The organism is Actinacidiphila yanglinensis, from assembly GCF_900107965.1.
GTDB classification, from domain to species: Bacteria; Actinomycetota; Actinomycetes; order Streptomycetales; family Streptomycetaceae; genus Actinacidiphila; species Actinacidiphila yanglinensis.
In genome coordinates, this window is the sequence record NZ_FNVU01000005.1 from 246,928 (window position 1) to 262,650 (window position 15,723).

The following is a 15,723-nucleotide window of genomic DNA, read 5'->3' on the forward strand; positions in this document are numbered from 1 at the left end:
CCTACGCTCCGGGAGTGCCCTCCAGCGTCTGCGCGATCGCCGCCCGCAGGAAGGCCCGGGCGCGGCGGCCGCGCCGGATCCGGCCCGGGAGGGACAGCGGTACGGGGGTGCCGTAGCGGCGCGCGCGGATACCGGCGAGGAGGTCGGCCGGGGCGCCCAGACCGGCGAGGGCGTCGAGCGCCTGACCCTTGGTGAGCAGGCGGCCGTCGGCGAGGGTGGTGCGCGCGCGGGCGAGCGTCAGCAGGCCGTGGTCCACCCAGATGTCCTGGAGCCAGCGCTTCCGCGCGGCGGTCGCCGGCAGCCAGTAGTCCCTGAGGTCGGCACGGACGAACGCCGCCAGCTCCGCGTCACTGACGGCCGGGAGGAGCGCGCTGGGGGCGGGACCGTGCAGTGCCAGGTCGCCGTTGTGCAGTTCGCGGCGGGTCACCTCGGTGACGGGCCGGCGGAACAGCTCCTGGTGGGCCCAGGTCAGATGGTCCAGTCCGGGGTCGGCGAGCCGGTCGCGCACCATGTACGAGCAGTGCAGCTTCTCCGCGAGCGGGAACCGTTCGGCCAGCTCCTCGTGCAGCCGGGCGAGCCCGCGTTCCTCGGCCTCGCCCGGGGCCGACTCGACCACCGCGATCAGGTCGAGGTCACTGCGGCCGGGCTGGAAGTCGCCGAGCGCGAGCGAGCCGTGCACCCACAGCGCGGTCAGTGGCAGCGTCTCGCGCAGCCCGGCGAGGAACCGGCTCGTCAGTGGCGCCACCTCTTCGTGCATCCCGTCACTCTTGCATCCGGGCCGGCGGCCGGAAAGGGGGCACCCCCGCGGCCCGTTCGGACCGCGGGGGCGCTCTGCCGGCAGGTGCGGGGCTGCCGTCAGGTGGCCGTCCAGACGAACGTCGCGGAGCCCTGCGAGCCCGCCGCGTTCCGGCCGGTGACCGTCACCGTCCAGGTGCCGGCCTTCTCCGCCGCGCCGGTGAACGTGCCGTCCGCCGAGAGCGAGATACCCGGCGGCAGGCCGGTCGCGGTGTAGCCGACGCCCGTGGAGTTCTTGCCGTACGCCCAGCTGACCTGCCGGTGCACCGGGCTGCTCATGCCGTACGGGTCGGGTACGGAGAGCGGCGCGGCGGTCGCGGCCGGACCCGAGGCCGCGGCCTTCGGGCTGACGACCGCGGCCAGGTTGCCGTTGACGGTGGTCGGCACGGTGAGCGTGCCGGTCAGCGGCAGGTTCCGCGAGGAGTCGCCGACCAGGATCTGGTAGCTGCCCGCCGCGGTCGTCCAGTTGCTGCCGGAGGTGTTCCAGTAGGCCAGGTCGTGCGTGCTGACCGTGAACGTCAACGTCTGCGACTGGCCCGGGTTGAGCGTGACGCGCTGGTAGCCGCGCAGCTGGTGCACGGGCTCACCGGTCGATGCCGGGTCCCCCACGTAGAGCTGTGCGACCTCGGTGCCGGCCCGCGATCCGGTGTTGGTGACCGTGGCGTGCACGGTCGCCGTCCCGCCGGACAGCGCGCCGACCTGGAGGTTGCCGAACCCGAAGGTGGTGTACGACAGTCCGTAGCCGAACGGGAAGAGCGGGGTGATGTTCTTCGCGTCGTACCAGCGGTAGCCGACGTCCAGGCCCTCGCTGTACTGCACCTGCCCGTTGGTGCCCGGCCACTGCGCCGGGGTGCTCGCGGGCACGTCGGCCAGCGACTTGGGGAAGGTCACCGGCAGCTTCCCGGACGGGTTGACGTCGCCGAAGATCAGCGCCGCCATCGCCGTGCCGATCTCCTGGCCCGGGTAGAAGCCCTCGAAGACGCCGGCGACCTGGTTCAGCCATGGCATGTTGATCGCCGAGTTGTTGTTGAGCACCACGATGGTGTGCGGGTTGGCCGCGGCCACCTGGGCGATCATGTCGTTGTCGCTGACCGAGCTGCCACCGTTGTTCGGCAGGTCCAGCGTGGTGCTGTCGTGCTCCTCGTTCCCGTAGTTGTCGGACGCGTAGACGACCGCCACGTCCGAGTTGCGGGCCAGCGTGACCGCCGCGTTGAGGTCGGTCGCGTCGTTGTACTGCACGGTGGTGCCGGTGCCCGCGACCCGGTTCTGCATGCCGGTGATCGGCCAGACCGTGCCGGAGCTGGTGGTGGTGGCACTGCCGCCGCCGATGGTCTGCACGCCGGCGCCGCCGTCCCAGCCGATCACGGCGATCGACTTGGTGGTGGCGGTGGACAACGGCAGGATGCCGTTGTTCTTCAGCAGCACCGCGCCCTCCTCGGCGCCCTGGAGCGCGACCTGCTGGTGGGCGGTCGTGGTGACCGTCGCCCCGGTCGACCCGCTGGGCGCCTTGTCGAACAGGCCGAAGGCGAAGTACTGGGTGAGCAGCCGGCTGGTCATGGTGTCCAGCGTGGCCTGGCTGACGGTGCCGTTGGCCACCGCCTGGGCGAGGAAGTCGGCGTAGAAGTACCCGTTGGGCATCTCCACCGTCAGACCCGCGTTGGCGGACTCCTGCGTCGAGTGCGTGCCGCCCCAGTCGCTGGTGATGAAGCCGCCGAAGTTCGCCTGCTGGTAGAGGCCGACGTTCATCAGCGCCGGGTTCTGGCAGGCGGGCACGTTGTTGACCACGCTGTAGGCGCACATGGCCGCCGCCGGCGAACCCTGCTGGACCGCCGCCTGGAAGGCGGGCAGGTACAGCTCCTGGAGCGTGCGGTTGTCCACGATGACCGTGCCGGCCGGGTTCTCGATGTTGTAGACGGCCACGTGCTTCATCTCGGCCATCACGCCCTGGCTCTGGATGCCCTTGATGTCGGCCGTCGCCATCTGCCCGTTGAGGTACGGATCCTCGCCGAACGTCTCGAACGCCCGGCCCCAGCGCGGGTCGCGGACGATGTTCAGCGTCGGGCCGAGCGCCACCTGCGCGCCCTTGCCGGCGAACTCCGCGCCGATCGCGGCACCGTACTGCTGCTCGAGCGTGGTGTCCCAGGTGGCCGCCGAGGCGTTCGCGGACGGCATCTGGGTGACACCGCCGAGCCCGTCGCCCACGCCGTGCGGACCGTCCTGCAGCCCGATGGCGGGGATGCACAGTGACGCGATGCCGTTGATGTTGCCGATGTACGGCGAGGAGTTGTTGTTGCCGTGCAGGATCGACACCTTCTCGGCGTTGGTCATCTCCGCCATCACCTGCGCGACCCGGTCGGACACCGGCGCGGTCGAACCGACCCACGGGCAGTCGCCGTTGCCACCGGTCGGCGGGGTGCCGGTGCCGCCCGGGGTGAGGACGGTGAACTCCCAGAGCGAGTAGCCGTACTGCGTCGCGCGCTGGGTGCCGTACATCCGCACGTAGCGCCCGGTGCCCGTGAAGGACAGGTTCTCCGTCCCCCCTGCGCCGGTCGTGGTGGAGTACACGGTGTTCCACGTGGAACCGTTGTCCGAGACCTGGATCTGGTACGCCTTCGCGTACGCGGTCTCCCAGGTCAACTGGGCGCCGCAGATGCTCTGCGACGAGCCGAGGTCGACCTGGACCCACTGCGGGTCGGAGGCCGCACTCGACCACCGGGTGCCCGCGTTGCCGTCGAAGGCCGCTGCCGCGGGCGTGCCGTCGTTCTCGGTGGAGGACGCGCTGGACGGCTTGCCGAGCGCGGCGTTGGTGTCGCCGCACGACGCGGGCGGGGTGCTCCCGCCTCCGGAGCCGCCGTAGACCTGGAACTCCCAGAGCGAGTAGCCCCACTGGGTGCCGCGCTGGGTGCCGTACATCCGCACGTAGCGGCCGTTGCCCGTCACGTTCAGGGTCTGGGTGCCGCCGGTGCCGGTGGTGGTGGAGTAGATCGTCGTCCAGTTGGAGCCGTTGTCCGAGGTCTGGATCGTGAACGCTTTGCCGTACGCCGTCTCCCAGTTGAGCACCACCTGGGTGATGGGCTGGCTGGAGCCGAGGTCGACCTGGATCCACTGCGGGTCGGACGCGGCGCTCGACCAGCGGGTGCCGGTGTCCCCGTCGACCGCGGCGTTGGCGGTGAAGGCGTCCTGGACGGAGGAGGCGGTGGCCGGCTTGCCCTGCGAGAGCAGTTGCGGCGCGGCGGCGTGGGAGGAGGTCGGGTTCAGCGAGAGGTACGCCGAGGCGATGAGGACCAGGGCGAGCAGGAGGATTCCCTGCGGTGATCGTCGGAAACGTTTACGGCCCGGGTAAGAGAGCCCGCGTGGGGTGACCCTCATGTGTGTACTCCTGAATGTCGGGTTGCTACCTGCGAGTTGGGGGGACCGACAGATGGTGCGGAGCCGGAGAGCGAAATGCTGAGAGCGCTCTCTGGCCGTCGCGATGGTCACGCCCATCCATGGGGGGTGTCAACCTTTCTGACAAGGCCGGCCGGGGGAAACCGCTTGCTCCTCCTGGTAGTTGACCGGGAAGCGCGTAGGCGTGGTGAGAGGCTGGGGTCATGGACGACACGCACGAGGCACCCGGCGGCGCGGCCGGCGATCCACCCGAGGACGGGGCGGACCGCGGCCGGGCGGAGCGGATCAAGGTCGAACTGGAGGGCGTCCCGGCCACGCTGCTGTGGAACCTGGCCAACCGAGCGGCCGAGGCGCGGCGCCCGCCCGGGAACCGGCTGCTGGACGACCCGCACGCCGTGGACCTGGTGGACCGGATCGACTACCCCTTCGAGCGCTTCGGCAGCGGCATCATGGCGCAGTGGCATGCCCTGCGGGTGCGCGCCTTCGACGACGAGGTGAGCCGGTTCCTCGCCGAGTACCCCGGCGGCACCGTCGTCGCACTGGGCGAGGGCCTGGAGACGCAGTTCTGGCGGGTGGACGACGGCCGCGTGCGCTGGCTGACCGTCGATCTGCCCGAGACGGTCGCGGTGCGCTCCACCCTGCTGCCCGACGACCCGCCGCGCCGCCGCACCGTGGCCCGCTCGGCGCTCGACCTGGAGTGGATGGACGAGATCACCGAGGACGACGTGGCCAAGGGCGTCCTCGTCACCGCGCAGGGGCTGTTGATGTACCTGCCCGAGCGCGAGGCCAAGGGACTGATCGCCGCGTGCGCGGAGCGCTTCCCCGGCGGCTGGTTCCTGTTCGACGCGCTGCCGCGCGCGCAGGTCGCGCAGAACCAGGCGGGCCGGATGGACGCGCGCGACGGCAGCTACCGTGCGCCGCGCTGGCAGTGGGGGATGGACTACCGGGAATACCCCAAGGTCGCGTCCGCGTCGCCGCTGATCACCTCGGTCCGCAGCCTGCCGCTGGCGCGCGGCCGGGGCCTGTACGCGATCGCGCCGGTCTCCCACCGCATTCCCGGGGTACGGTCGATGCGGATGTCGATCATCTCGGTCCGCTTCGGCGCGGCCGGCCAACGCAGGCAGGACGCGGACGGGTAGCGGCGCCGCGCCGGCGTACCGCCCATGGCGGTACCTCCGGTGGCGCCGCCGGCCGTGCGCACGGTGCCGGGTCCGCGGACCCGGGAGAAGGGCAGGGGGGCGCGTGACCATCGCAACCGACTCTCCGCAGGAGTACGACGGCGGGCTGCTGCCCGCCACGGCCCGGGCACTCATGCACCGCCTGGCGGTGGAGCAGTCCCGGGGGCGGGCCCCGTCGGTGGTCGGCGGGGTGGTCCGGGACGGGGCGCTGGTGTGGAGCGGTTCGCGCAGCATGATCGACGGTCATGCTCCGGACACCGACATCCAGTACCGGATCGGTTCGCTGACCAAGTCCTTCGTGGCCGTGCTGGTGATGAGGCTGCGCGACGAGGGTCGGCTGGCGCTCACCGACCCGTTGGAGCAGCACCTGCCGGGCACCTCGGTGGGCGGGGTGACGATCGGTCAACTCCTCGCGCACACCTCGGGGATCGCCTCCGAGACGCCCAGCCCCTGGTGGGAGCGCACTCCGGGCGATCTGCGACCCGAAGTGGCCGATGTACTCGGTGCCGCGCCGGTGAAGCACCCGGCGGGGCGCCGGCACCACTACTCCAACCCCGGCTTCGCCCTGCTGGGCGCCGTGGTGGCGCGGCTGCGCGGCAAGCCGTGGGACGTGGTGCTCCAGGAGGAGGTGCTGGACCCGCTGGGGATGTCCCGGACCAGCCTCCAGCCGCGGCCGCCGGCCGCGGGCGGGTTCGCCGTGCACCCGTGGGCGGACGTGATGGTGCCGGAGGCCGTCCAGCAGACCGGTGTGATGGCGCCGGCCGGTGAACTCTGGTCGACGGTGGCCGATCTGGCCCGCTGGGCGGCGTTCCTGGCCCGCGGCCAGGAGGGAGTGCTGGCCGCGGCGACGGTGGCGGACATGCGCGAGCCGGCCGCGCCCGGCGACGCGAGCGCCCCGGACGCGGGGTACGGCCTCGGAATCCAGATCCTGCGGCACCGCGGGCGCACCCTGATCGGCCACACCGGTTCCATGCCGGGCTTCCTGGCGACGGTGTGGGTCAGCATCGAGGACCGGCTGGGCGCGATCACGCTGGCGAACTGCACGTCCGGGCCTTCGGTGAGCACCCTCGCGGCCGAACTCCTGGCGATCACCGCCGACGCCGAACCCGTCTTCCCGGAACCATGGCGGCCGGCCGACTCCCTCGACCCGGCCCTGCTCGAGCTGGCGGGGCCCTGGTACTGGGGCACCAACTCCTACGGGCTGCGGGTGCGCGCCTCGGGCGACCTGGACCTGGGGCCGCTGACCGGCCAGGGCCGTGGGACACGGTTCCACGTGGAACCGGACGGCACCTGGACCGGCCGCGAGGGGTACTACGCGGGCGAGACGCTCCGGGTGGTGCGCCGGCCGGACGGCACGCTCAGCCATCTGGACCTGGGCTCCTTCGTCTTCACACGCGCGCCGTACGACCCGAACGCCCCGGTGCCGGGCGGGTTCCCGGGCTGGAGCTGACGGCCGGGCCGTCCGCGTCCTGCTCGCCCGCCGTCGTGAGGTCCCCCGCCGTGCGTCCCGCCGGGGTGCGCAACAGCACCCCGGCGAGGAGGGCCGCGGCGACGAGCAGCCCTGCGGCGACCACGAAGGCCAGGTGGTAGCCGTCGGCGAGCGCCGCGGTCGCGGACCGGCCGGCGGCGAGCCGGTGGTCGGTGCGGGTGCCGGCGATGGACGCCAGCGTCGCCAGCCCCAGCGCGCCGCCGATCTGCTGCGCGGTGTTGAACACCCCTGAGATCAGGCCGGAGTCGGCCGGACCGGCCTCCGCCATGCCGAGCGTCAGCAGCGACGGCATGGTCAGCCCGAACGCCACCCCCATCAGCACGATCGGCGGCAGGATGTCGGCCACGTACGAGGCATGGCCGCCCGAGGGGGTGCGAGCCAGCAGCAGGAAGCCGCCCGCGAAGAGCACCAGGCTCGGCAGGAGCACGGCGCGCTGTCCGAAGCGGGCGCCGAGGCGGGCGGACAGACCCAGCGACATCACGCCGATCACCACCCCGGTGGGCGCCAGCGACAGCCCGATCTCCAGCGGGTCGTAGCCGAGTACGTGCTGGAGGTACAGCGAGGTCATGAACTGGAAGCCGAACCCGCCGGCAATCACCAGCACCTGGACGGCGTTCGCGCCCGCCACGATCCGGGACCGGAAGATCCGCAGCGGCATCAGCGGCTGAGCGGCCCGGGCCTGGCGAATCAGGAAGGCGGCGAGCAGCACGAGGGCCGCGGCGCCGAACCCGGCGGTGGAGCCCGAAGTCCAGCCGCGATCGGTGGTCTTGACGATGGTGTAGACCCCGAGCATCAGGGCGGCGGTGACCAGCACCGCACCGGACACGTCGACCCCGCGCAGCCCGCGGTCGGGCTCGGCCTGGTGGGAACCGGCGGCCCCGGCCGGGCGGTCATCCGGCAGCAGTCGCAGGCTCAGCACCGTGGCGGCCAGGCCGATCGGCAGGTTGACGAAGAAGATCCAGTGCCAGTTGATCGCCTGGGTGAGGATGCCGCCGGCCAGCAGGCCGAGGACCCCGCCCGCGGACTGGGTGAAGCTGTAGATGCCCATCGCCCGGGCCCGGCCGTGCGGGTCGGGGTAGAGGGCGAGGACCATGCCGAGCGCGACCGCCGAGACCATCGCCCCGGCGGCGCCCTGCACGAAGCGGGCGGCGATCAGGAGGCCGGCGGAGTCCGCGATCCCGCACAGGAACGAGGCGAGAGTGAAGGCGGCGAGCCCTCCGACCAGGACGCGACGCCGGCCGAGCAGGTCGCCGAGCCGGCCGGAGAGCAGCAGCAGGCCGGCGAAGGCGATCAGGTAGGCGTTCACCACCCAGGCGAGGTTGGCCTGGGAGAAGCCGAGGTCACGCTGGATGGACGGCAGCGCCACGTTCACGATGGTGCCGTCGAGGATGATCATCAGGGTGCCGGCGCTGAGGACGGCGAGCGCCGCTCCCCGCGATCTGACGGCCGACGAGCCCGGGGAGCCCGGGGATGCGGAGCGGTCCGGGGAATCGAGGACTGGCATGGGGTCGCCTCCTGGCGGATGGGTGAGCCAGGAACGACCGTAGCAGATAGTTTTGTTGAGGACTATCTTTTACGGGCCTACTTGGTGTGAGGGCCTCCGTGCCGCCGAAACCCCTTGCTTCCAGGGCTCCTTGCTTCCGGTGCTGCGGCCCGGCCGGGGTTCACTTGCGGGACTGTCGCGGACGCCGCACCCCCTGGCTTCCGTCCGGGCAGTCGACGGGATCGGCGAGGTGTCCGGTGGCCAGCCGGTTCAGCGCGGCGACGAAGGTGGCCCGCTCCTGCTCGGGCAGCGCGCCGAGCACGTCCGCGTGCACGCGGTCGACGATGCCCTGGCCGGTGGACGCGACCTGCTCACCCTTCGGCGTGACCTTGATGATCCGGGCGCGCCGGTCGTGCGCCGAGGGCACGCGCGCGGCCAGTCCGTCCCGTTCCAGCTGGTCGACGGTGACCACCATCGTGGTCTTGTCCAGGTCGGACAGCTCCGCGATCTGGGCCTGGGTCCGCTCGGCCTGGGCGGCGTGGGCGAGTACGCAGTGTGCGCGCGGTGACATCCCGATCTCCGCGAGGGCGGCCGTCATCCGCGTGGCCAGCACGTGGGCGGTGTGCTGGAGCAGGAAGGAGACGTCCGTGGTCATCGTGGGTGTGGGCGCGGTCTCGACGGTCATGTGTCGAGGGTAGCAAAATAGGTCAGCTACGGGATTGTTTGGTGGTGGACCTATATTCGGCCGATGGGCGGTCACGGCGAGTGTTCCACGTGGAACACTGGGCCTGTCCGTCGCGCTGACTGGAAGGCGTGCCCGCGGGCGGGGGAGGGCCCGGCGCGGGGATCGGAACGAACCGGACCCGGTCGGGGCCGCGAGCGAGGAGGGACCAGGATGGCGCGACTGCACATCTTCGACATGGATGGCACGCTGTTGCCCGGCACGTCCGCCAGCATGGAGATCGCCCGCCGGATCGACAGGGTTAGCGAGTTCCGGGAACTGGATGCGGCACTCGTCCACGGCGAGATCGACTCGTACGACTACGCGCGGCGGGCCTACCGGATGTGGTCCGCGCTCACCGAGCACCATGTGGCCGGTGCCTTCGCGGAGGCGCCCTGGCTGACCGGCATACGTGAGGTCTGGGCCGACATCACCGCACGCGGTGACCACTGCGCGGTGATCTCGCTCTCCCCCGACTTCTTCGTGACCCGGCTGCGCACCTGGGGCGTGCACCACGCCCGCGCCTCGGTCTTCCCCGCCTTCCCCTTCGCACCAGGTGCCGTCCTCGACCCGTCCGGGGTCCTGATGCCCGAGTCGAAGGTGGCGATCGCCGACGAGCTCTGCGCCCACTACGGGGTCGGCCGCGCCGACTGCGTGGCCTACGGCGACTCGCTGTCGGACACGAAGCTGTTCGGAGTGGTGCCCGTCTCCGTCGCGGTCAACGGCGACGACCATGTGAGCGGCCTGGCCACCCACGCGTACACCGGCGGCGACCTGCGCGAGGCGTACGCCCTGGTCACCGACTCCTGATCGACTGGTGTCCCCAAGCCGGAGGGGTCAGCCGAGGTCGGGGCCGAGCAGGCCGAGCACGCCCTCGATGTTCGCGTCCAGATAGTGCCGCAGGGTCAACGGCACGATCTCCACGGAGGCGAGTCCCATCCGTGTGAAGGGCACCCGCACCACCTCGTAGGTGCCGCACGGCTCGTCGATCTCCGGGCCGTGCCGCCGGTCGAGGTCCATCGAGTCCAGCCGGCAGGCGAAGAAGTACTGCACCTTCACGCCGTGCGCGCCGTCGTCCGTGATGTGCTCGACGGTGTCGACGAAGGCGGGCACCGCATCGGTGATCTTGCCACCCAACTCCTCGTCGATCTCCCGGTGCAGGGCGGCGAGGATCCCGGCGTCGTCGTCCTCGACCCCGCCACCGGGGGTGAGCCAGTACGGAGCGAGGCCGGGCTTGGTCCGCTTGATCAGCACGAGCCGGTCACCGTCGAGGATGATCCCGCGGGCAGTGCGCTTGACCACCGGTCGGGTGGAGGGACTGGGAGACGAGTCCGGAGGCATGCCTGACATCTGCCGCGAGGGACCCCCGGGCAAACGTGCCCGGGTCCGGGAAATCGTCGCCGGTCGCCGCTGTCACCGCTGCGATGCCGGCGGCGAACGGCCGTGCGAGCCGCGGGTGCTCCTGACCTTCCCCGCGTCGCCCTCCCCCGCCTCGTCCTTCCGCTGTCGCGCGCGCCGTTCGCCGGTTCTGCCTCCGCCGGTTCGCGCCCGGCCGCGGCTCACACGCCTGCCGCGTACCGCCAGAAGTCCTGCACCTGCGGCGTGGGCACCGGACTGGCCACGCCGACCTGGGTGAAGAGGAGGTGGACCGAGCCGGTCGACGGCACGACGTGGGCCGACGTGCCGGTCCCGCCGACCCAGCCGTAGCGGCCCGGGACGTTCCACGGTTCGACGGCCTCGACGTCCACGCTGCCGCCGTAGCCCCAGCTCTGGCCCTCCAGGAACAGCGGGCTCGCCTCGCGCTGGGCCGGGGTGAGCCGGTCGGTCGTCATCAGCCGCACCGACCGGGTCGACAGCAGGCGCCGCCCGTCGGCGGTGGCGCCCTCGGCGAGCAGCATCCGGCCGAACGCGAGCCAGTCGTCGACCGTCGAGACCAGGCCGCCGGCACCGGACGCGAAGGGCGGCATGGTGCTCCACTGGCCGTCCGGCCCGTCGACCAGCTCCAGACCACCGGAGTCATCGGCCCGGTAGTAGCTGGTGAGGCGGTCCCGTTTGGCGGCCGGGACGGTGAAACCGGTGTCGGGCATGCCCAGCCGCTCGAAGACCCGCTCGGCCAGGAAGTCGGGCAGCGACTGGCCGCTGACCCGCTCGATCAGCAGGCCCTGGAGGTCGGAGGACGTGTTGTACAGCCATGCCTCGCCCGGCTGGTAGAGCAGCGGGATACCGGCCAGCGTCTCGATCCACTCGTCGGTGGGCAGGAACCGCTGCGGCTCACGGCCGTCGCGCTGCACGCCCTCGGCGAGGAGCGGCTGCACCGCGGGCAGCGTGAAGTCCGACGGGAAGCCGTACCCGGTCAGCGAGCTGAGCAGGTCCTCGACGGTGATCGCGCGGACGGCCGGCACCACGTCGTCGACCGCGGCCGCCGGGCTGCGCACCACGCTCGGCGCGGCCAGCTCCGGCAGCCACCGCGCCACCGGGTCCGCGAGGTCGAGCCGGCCGTCGTCGATGAGCACCATCACCGCGGCGGCCGTGATCGGCTTGGTGATCGAGGCGATCCGGAAGATCGAGTCCCTGGCCATCGGCGTGCGCCCCTCGGCGTCGGTGGACCCGACCGCCGCGAACTGGACGTCGCCGCCGCGGCACACCAGCGCCACCGCGCCGGGCAGGGTGTCGTCCTCGACATACGGCCGCAGGACCTCTCCGAGGTTCGCTGCGCTCGGCACGTGCGCTGACTTCGTCATGCGCACACGCTAGCCGCGGGTGTGCGGGGCCCTACAGCTGGCGCGCGGCCTCGTCCAGCGCACGGACCACGTCGGCCACGATGTCGTCCGGGTCCTCCACACCGACCGAGAAGCGTACGAAGCCCGGCGCCACCGCGTCCCCGCCCCAGCGGGCCCGCCGCTCGGCGGTGCACTGCACGCTGCCGAAGCTCGTCGCCTCGGAGGTCATCCGCAGCGCACCGAGGAACCGCTCCGCGTGCGCCTGGTCGGGCAGCGTGAAGGACACCACGCTGCCGAAGCGGCGCATCTGCTTGCTCGCGATCTCGTGCGAGGGGTCGGTGGGCAGCCCCGGGTGCCGTACGGCCGTCACCTCGGGCCGCTCCAGCAGGGCGCGGGCGAGGGCCAGCGCGTTCGTCGCCTGGCGGTCCACCCGCAGGGACAGCGTGGCCAGCGAACGGTGGGCCAGCCAGGTCTCCATCGGCCCGGGGATGGCGCCCACCGTCTTGCGCCACTTCCGTACGGAGTCGGCCAGTTCGGGGCTGCGGGTCGTGACGTACCCCATCAGCAGGTCGCCGTGGCCGTTGAGCGCCTTCGTGCCGCTGGCCACGGAGAAGTCCGCACCCAGTGCGAGGGGGCGCTGGCCCAGCGGCGTGGCCAGGGTGTTGTCCACGGCGACCAGCGCGCCGGCCGCGTGGGCGGCGTCGGTCAGCCGGCGGATGTCGCACACGTCGAGCTCGGGGTTGGACGGGCTCTCCACCCACACCAGCCGCGCCCCGTCCACCAGCGGGAGTTGGGCGTCGCCCGCGGTCGGCGCCATCCGCACCTCGACGCCGTACGACTCCAGGCGCTCGATGAGGGCGCGCGTCGTCTGGTAGCAGTCCGAGGGAAGCACGACCGCGTCGCCGGAGCGCACCTGCGACAGCAGCACCGCGGAGATCGCGCCCATCCCGGAGGCGAACGCGAGCGTGCCGGCGGCCGGGTCGCCCGGCGCCTCGAGCTCCGCGATCGCCTGTTCCAGCAGGTCCCAGGTGGGGTTGTCGTCCCGGCCGTAGACGTACGGTCCGGTGGGCTCGCCGGGCAGGTGGTAGTGCGAGACGAAGACCGGGCCGGGCAGCGACGGTTCGTACGGGCGCGCCTCGGGGCGTCCGGCGTGCACGCTGCGGGTGCTGTCGCCGATCGGCTCTCCTGCCGTGCGGTCCTGCGTCATGCGGTTCTCATCCTTCGTGTCCTCGGTGCTCACTGGTCGTGCCGGCCCGGTCGCTCAGTCGTCCTCGTCCGGCAGGACGACGTGCAGGGCCCACGCGACGATGCTGACGATCAGGCCGCCGAGCACCGCCGTCCAGAAGCCGTGCACGTGGAACTTCAGGCTGAGCTGGCCGGCCAGCCACGACGTCAGCAGCAGCATCAGGGCGTTCACCACGAGGGTGATCAGACCCAGGGTGAGGATGAACAGCGGAAACGACAGGACCTTGACGACCGGCTTCACCAGCCAGTTCACCACGCCGAAGACGAGAGCCACGAGTATGAGCGTGAGCGCTTCCCGCGCCTTGGAGCTTCCGGTCAGCGTGATGTTCTTGAGCAGCCACACGGCCACGCCCAGGGCCCCGGCATTGGCCAGGGTCTTGACCACGAAATTCTTCATGGTGAGATCGTCGCAGGTCTGATCACCGGGACAAGAGACGGAGCAGAACCGTGGCCGTACCGCAGTGGAGGAGTGAGCGATGAAGGTGTTCCGGCTGGATGACCTGGACGCGGAGCGCGCGGCGAACCAGGGTGCGTATCTCCGGTTCCTGCGGGAACGCACCATGTCGGCGGGTCTCTACGCCCTCAAGGCCGGCGAGAGCGACCCGCAGAAGCCGCACGCGCAGGACGAGATCTACCTCGTGGTCAGCGGCCGGGCCTCGATCACCGTGGGAGAGGAGACCACCACCGTCGCGCGCGGCAGCGTGGTGTACGTGCCGGCCGGGACGCCGCACCGCTTCCACCACATCAGCGAGGACCTCAGGGTCATGGTGGTCTTCTCGCCACCGGAGCCCTAGGGGCCGGATCAGGGTCGGATGGGGTCTTCCCGGCCTTCGTCCCCGGGCCGGGTGGCCCTACAGTCGAAGTACGGCACCGTCGGAGTACGCGCCACGCGTAGCGACCAAGGAGCGAAAGAGCGTTATGGACAAGCTGCTGAAGAGCCTGCCCTGGTGGGTCAAGTGGATCGGCATCCCGGTCATCGCGCTGATCGTTTTCGGCACGCTGATCGCGAGCCTCGTCAGCATCGTGATCGGCCTGCTGTTCAAGCTGGTCGTCTTCGTGGTCCTGGTCGGCGCGCTGGTCTTCGTCGTGAAGCGCGTCACATCCGGTGGCTCCGGCAAGAAGCGCGACTGGTGACGGTGGCGTCCCGGCCGAGGCCGGGACCCCGCACTCCGCCCCGCAGTACCCGCAGTACCCGCGCCGCCCGGACCGGCGAACGGCTCAGACCGTTCGCCGGTCCGACTCATTTCGCCCGGCGGTGGCTGTGCCCCGCACCCGGCGGCCGACCCGGACCGGGGACCGTCGCGGGGACCCGCTGACCGCCCTGCGCGTCCACGGGGGCCGCCGCGCCCCGGTCGCCGCGGTCCGCGCTCACCACCAGCGCGGCCAGCGCCGTGGTCAGCGGCACCGACGCCACCAGCCCGATACTGCCGACCAGCGTCCGGACGATCTCCTCGGCCACCAGCTCGCTGCTCGCCACCTGGAGCACGCCGCTGCGGGCGATCGAGAAGAGCAGCAGCAGCGGCAGGGCGGCGCCCGCGTAGGCCATCACCAGGGTGTTGACGACCGAGGCGATGTGGTCGCGGCCGATCCGCATCCCGGCGCCGTAGAGCTTGCGCCGGCTCGCGGTCGGGTCGGCGTCCTTCAGCTCCCACACCGCGGCGACCTGGGTCACCGTCACGTCGTCCAGCACGCCGAGCGAGCCGATGATCACCCCGGCCAGCAGCACACCCTTGATCTGGATGTCCGGGTAGAGGGTGTGGATCAGGCCGGTCTCGTCCGAGGTGTTCCCGGTCAGCCGGGCCCAGCTGATGAAGACCGAGCCCAGCGCGCCGATCAGGAACAGCGAGCACAGCGTGCCGAGCACCGCCACGGACGTGCGCGCGCTGACCCCGTGGCACAGGTACAGCGCGATGAGCATGATCGCGCTGCCGCCCACCACCGCGACGAGCAGCGGATTGTCGCCGCGCAGGATCGCCGGGAGGATGAAGAGGGTCAGGATGCCGAACGAGATCGCCAGCGCGACCAGCGCCATGATCCCGCGCAGCCGGCCGACGAGTACCACCAGCAGCGCGAAGATCCCCGCGAGGAGCGCGACCGGCACGCCGCGGTCCACGTCGGTCACCGAGTAGCGCAGGTTCTTGGGTGCGTTGGGGGCGTAGGCGAGCACGACGCCCTCGCCCTTGGTGTAGCGGCGGGTCTGGTCCGGCTGGACGATCTCGGTGAACTTCGTGCCCTTGTCCGGCCCCTTCATCACCTCGATCGTCGCCTTCTGGCAGTCGTCGCCGGCGGTGCCCGTCCCCGCCGCGGACGAGCCGCCCGCGTCCCCGCCGGCCGAACTCCCGTCAGACCCGTCGGTGTTGGGCAGCGCGCCGGCCGCCTTGCAGGACACGTGCACGAGTTGCACCACTTTGCCCGGTCGGGTCTGCTGGTCGAACCCGACCCCGCTGCGCGCGTGCCCGGGCGCGCCGCCGGGCCAGAGCAGCACCAGACCGGCGAGCACCGCGGCCGCGAACGGCACGAGGACGGCAGCGATCACCTTCCGCAGATGCCGGGAGACCGGCGGCACCGGCCCGTGCGCGTGCCCATGGCTGTGCCCGTGGCCGTGACCGGAGTCGAAGCCGGAGCCGGAGCCGCCGGCCGCGGAGGGGTGCGGGCCGTGCGCGCCGGCCTGGGGGGAGTCCACGCCCGCATCATCGCAAGGGCCC

14 protein-coding genes are annotated in these 15,723 nt (G+C 71.9%); 5 read left to right on the top strand and 9 right to left on the bottom strand.

Features of this window, described 5'->3' with window-relative positions; genetic code table 11:
• Window position 1: 1 nt before the first annotated feature.
• Window positions 2-757, bottom strand: coding sequence for a nucleotidyltransferase domain-containing protein (locus C4U44_RS13715; protein WP_103886040.1), 756 nt, complete (start codon window positions 755-757; stop codon window positions 2-4).
• Window positions 758-855: 98 nt separating this feature from the next.
• On the bottom strand, window positions 856-4,164 hold the full coding sequence (locus tag C4U44_RS13720; protein ID WP_103886041.1) for a discoidin domain-containing protein: 3,309 nt from the start codon (window positions 4,162-4,164) through the stop codon (window positions 856-858).
• Between the two features lie 221 nt (window positions 4,165-4,385).
• Between C4U44_RS13720 and C4U44_RS13725 the strand changes: the two genes are divergently transcribed.
• Window positions 4,386-5,321: a class I SAM-dependent methyltransferase gene (locus tag C4U44_RS13725; RefSeq protein ID WP_103886042.1), complete on the top strand. Its 936-nt coding sequence runs from the start codon at window positions 4,386-4,388 to the stop codon at window positions 5,319-5,321.
• A 172-nt stretch (window positions 5,322-5,493) separates the two neighbouring features.
• On the top strand, window positions 5,494-6,810 hold the full coding sequence (locus tag C4U44_RS13730) for a serine hydrolase domain-containing protein (protein WP_103886276.1): 1,317 nt from the start codon (window positions 5,494-5,496) through the stop codon (window positions 6,808-6,810).
• Here the strand turns inward: C4U44_RS13730 and C4U44_RS13735 are convergent.
• Both C4U44_RS13735 and C4U44_RS13740 read right to left on the bottom strand, forming a co-directional pair.
• Window positions 6,749-8,353, bottom strand: coding sequence for a DHA2 family efflux MFS transporter permease subunit (locus C4U44_RS13735; protein WP_103886043.1), 1,605 nt, complete (start codon window positions 8,351-8,353; stop codon window positions 6,749-6,751). The two genes, C4U44_RS13730 and C4U44_RS13735, sit on opposite strands and share 62 nt — an antisense overlap.
• A gap of 160 nt (window positions 8,354-8,513) precedes the next feature.
• Window positions 8,514-9,017, bottom strand: a complete 504-nt coding sequence (locus C4U44_RS13740) for a MarR family winged helix-turn-helix transcriptional regulator (protein ID WP_103886044.1) — start codon at window positions 9,015-9,017, stop codon at window positions 8,514-8,516.
• A 210-nt stretch (window positions 9,018-9,227) separates the two neighbouring features.
• On the opposite strand from C4U44_RS13740, the gene C4U44_RS13745 reads away from it, so the two are divergent.
• Window positions 9,228-9,863, top strand: coding sequence for an HAD family hydrolase (locus C4U44_RS13745; protein WP_103886045.1), 636 nt, complete (start codon window positions 9,228-9,230; stop codon window positions 9,861-9,863).
• Window positions 9,864-9,890: 27 nt separating this feature from the next.
• On the opposite strand, the gene C4U44_RS13750 is transcribed toward C4U44_RS13745, so the two are convergent.
• From C4U44_RS13750 to C4U44_RS13765, 4 genes are all read right to left on the bottom strand, one after another.
• Complete coding sequence (locus C4U44_RS13750; RefSeq protein ID WP_103886046.1) at window positions 9,891-10,394, bottom strand: NUDIX domain-containing protein; 504 nt, start codon at window positions 10,392-10,394, stop codon at window positions 9,891-9,893.
• Between the two features lie 218 nt (window positions 10,395-10,612).
• Window positions 10,613-11,794: a serine hydrolase domain-containing protein gene (locus tag C4U44_RS13755; protein ID WP_103886047.1), complete on the bottom strand. Its 1,182-nt coding sequence runs from the start codon at window positions 11,792-11,794 to the stop codon at window positions 10,613-10,615.
• A 31-nt stretch (window positions 11,795-11,825) separates the two neighbouring features.
• Window positions 11,826-12,980 carry a cystathionine gamma-lyase gene (locus C4U44_RS13760; RefSeq protein WP_103886277.1) on the bottom strand — a complete coding sequence of 385 codons (1,155 nt, stop codon included), beginning with the start codon at window positions 12,978-12,980 and terminating at the stop codon, window positions 11,826-11,828.
• 54 nt (window positions 12,981-13,034) lie between these two features.
• Window positions 13,035-13,415 carry a phage holin family protein gene (locus tag C4U44_RS13765; RefSeq protein ID WP_103886048.1) on the bottom strand — a complete coding sequence of 127 codons (381 nt, stop codon included), beginning with the start codon at window positions 13,413-13,415 and terminating at the stop codon, window positions 13,035-13,037.
• A 79-nt stretch (window positions 13,416-13,494) separates the two neighbouring features.
• On the opposite strand from C4U44_RS13765, the gene C4U44_RS13770 reads away from it, so the two are divergent.
• Both C4U44_RS13770 and C4U44_RS13775 read left to right on the top strand, forming a co-directional pair.
• Window positions 13,495-13,812, top strand: coding sequence for a cupin domain-containing protein (locus C4U44_RS13770; protein WP_103886049.1), 318 nt, complete (start codon window positions 13,495-13,497; stop codon window positions 13,810-13,812).
• Window positions 13,813-13,936: 124 nt separating this feature from the next.
• Entirely contained in the window at window positions 13,937-14,152 is a 216-nt protein-coding gene (locus C4U44_RS13775) for a DUF5326 family protein (protein ID WP_103886050.1), read from the top strand.
• A gap of 106 nt (window positions 14,153-14,258) precedes the next feature.
• Here C4U44_RS13775 and C4U44_RS13780 read toward each other — a convergent pair whose 3' ends face one another.
• On the bottom strand, window positions 14,259-15,701 hold the full coding sequence (locus tag C4U44_RS13780) for a YibE/F family protein (RefSeq protein WP_235032058.1): 1,443 nt from the start codon (window positions 15,699-15,701) through the stop codon (window positions 14,259-14,261).
• Between the last annotated feature and the right edge of the window lie 22 nt (window positions 15,702-15,723).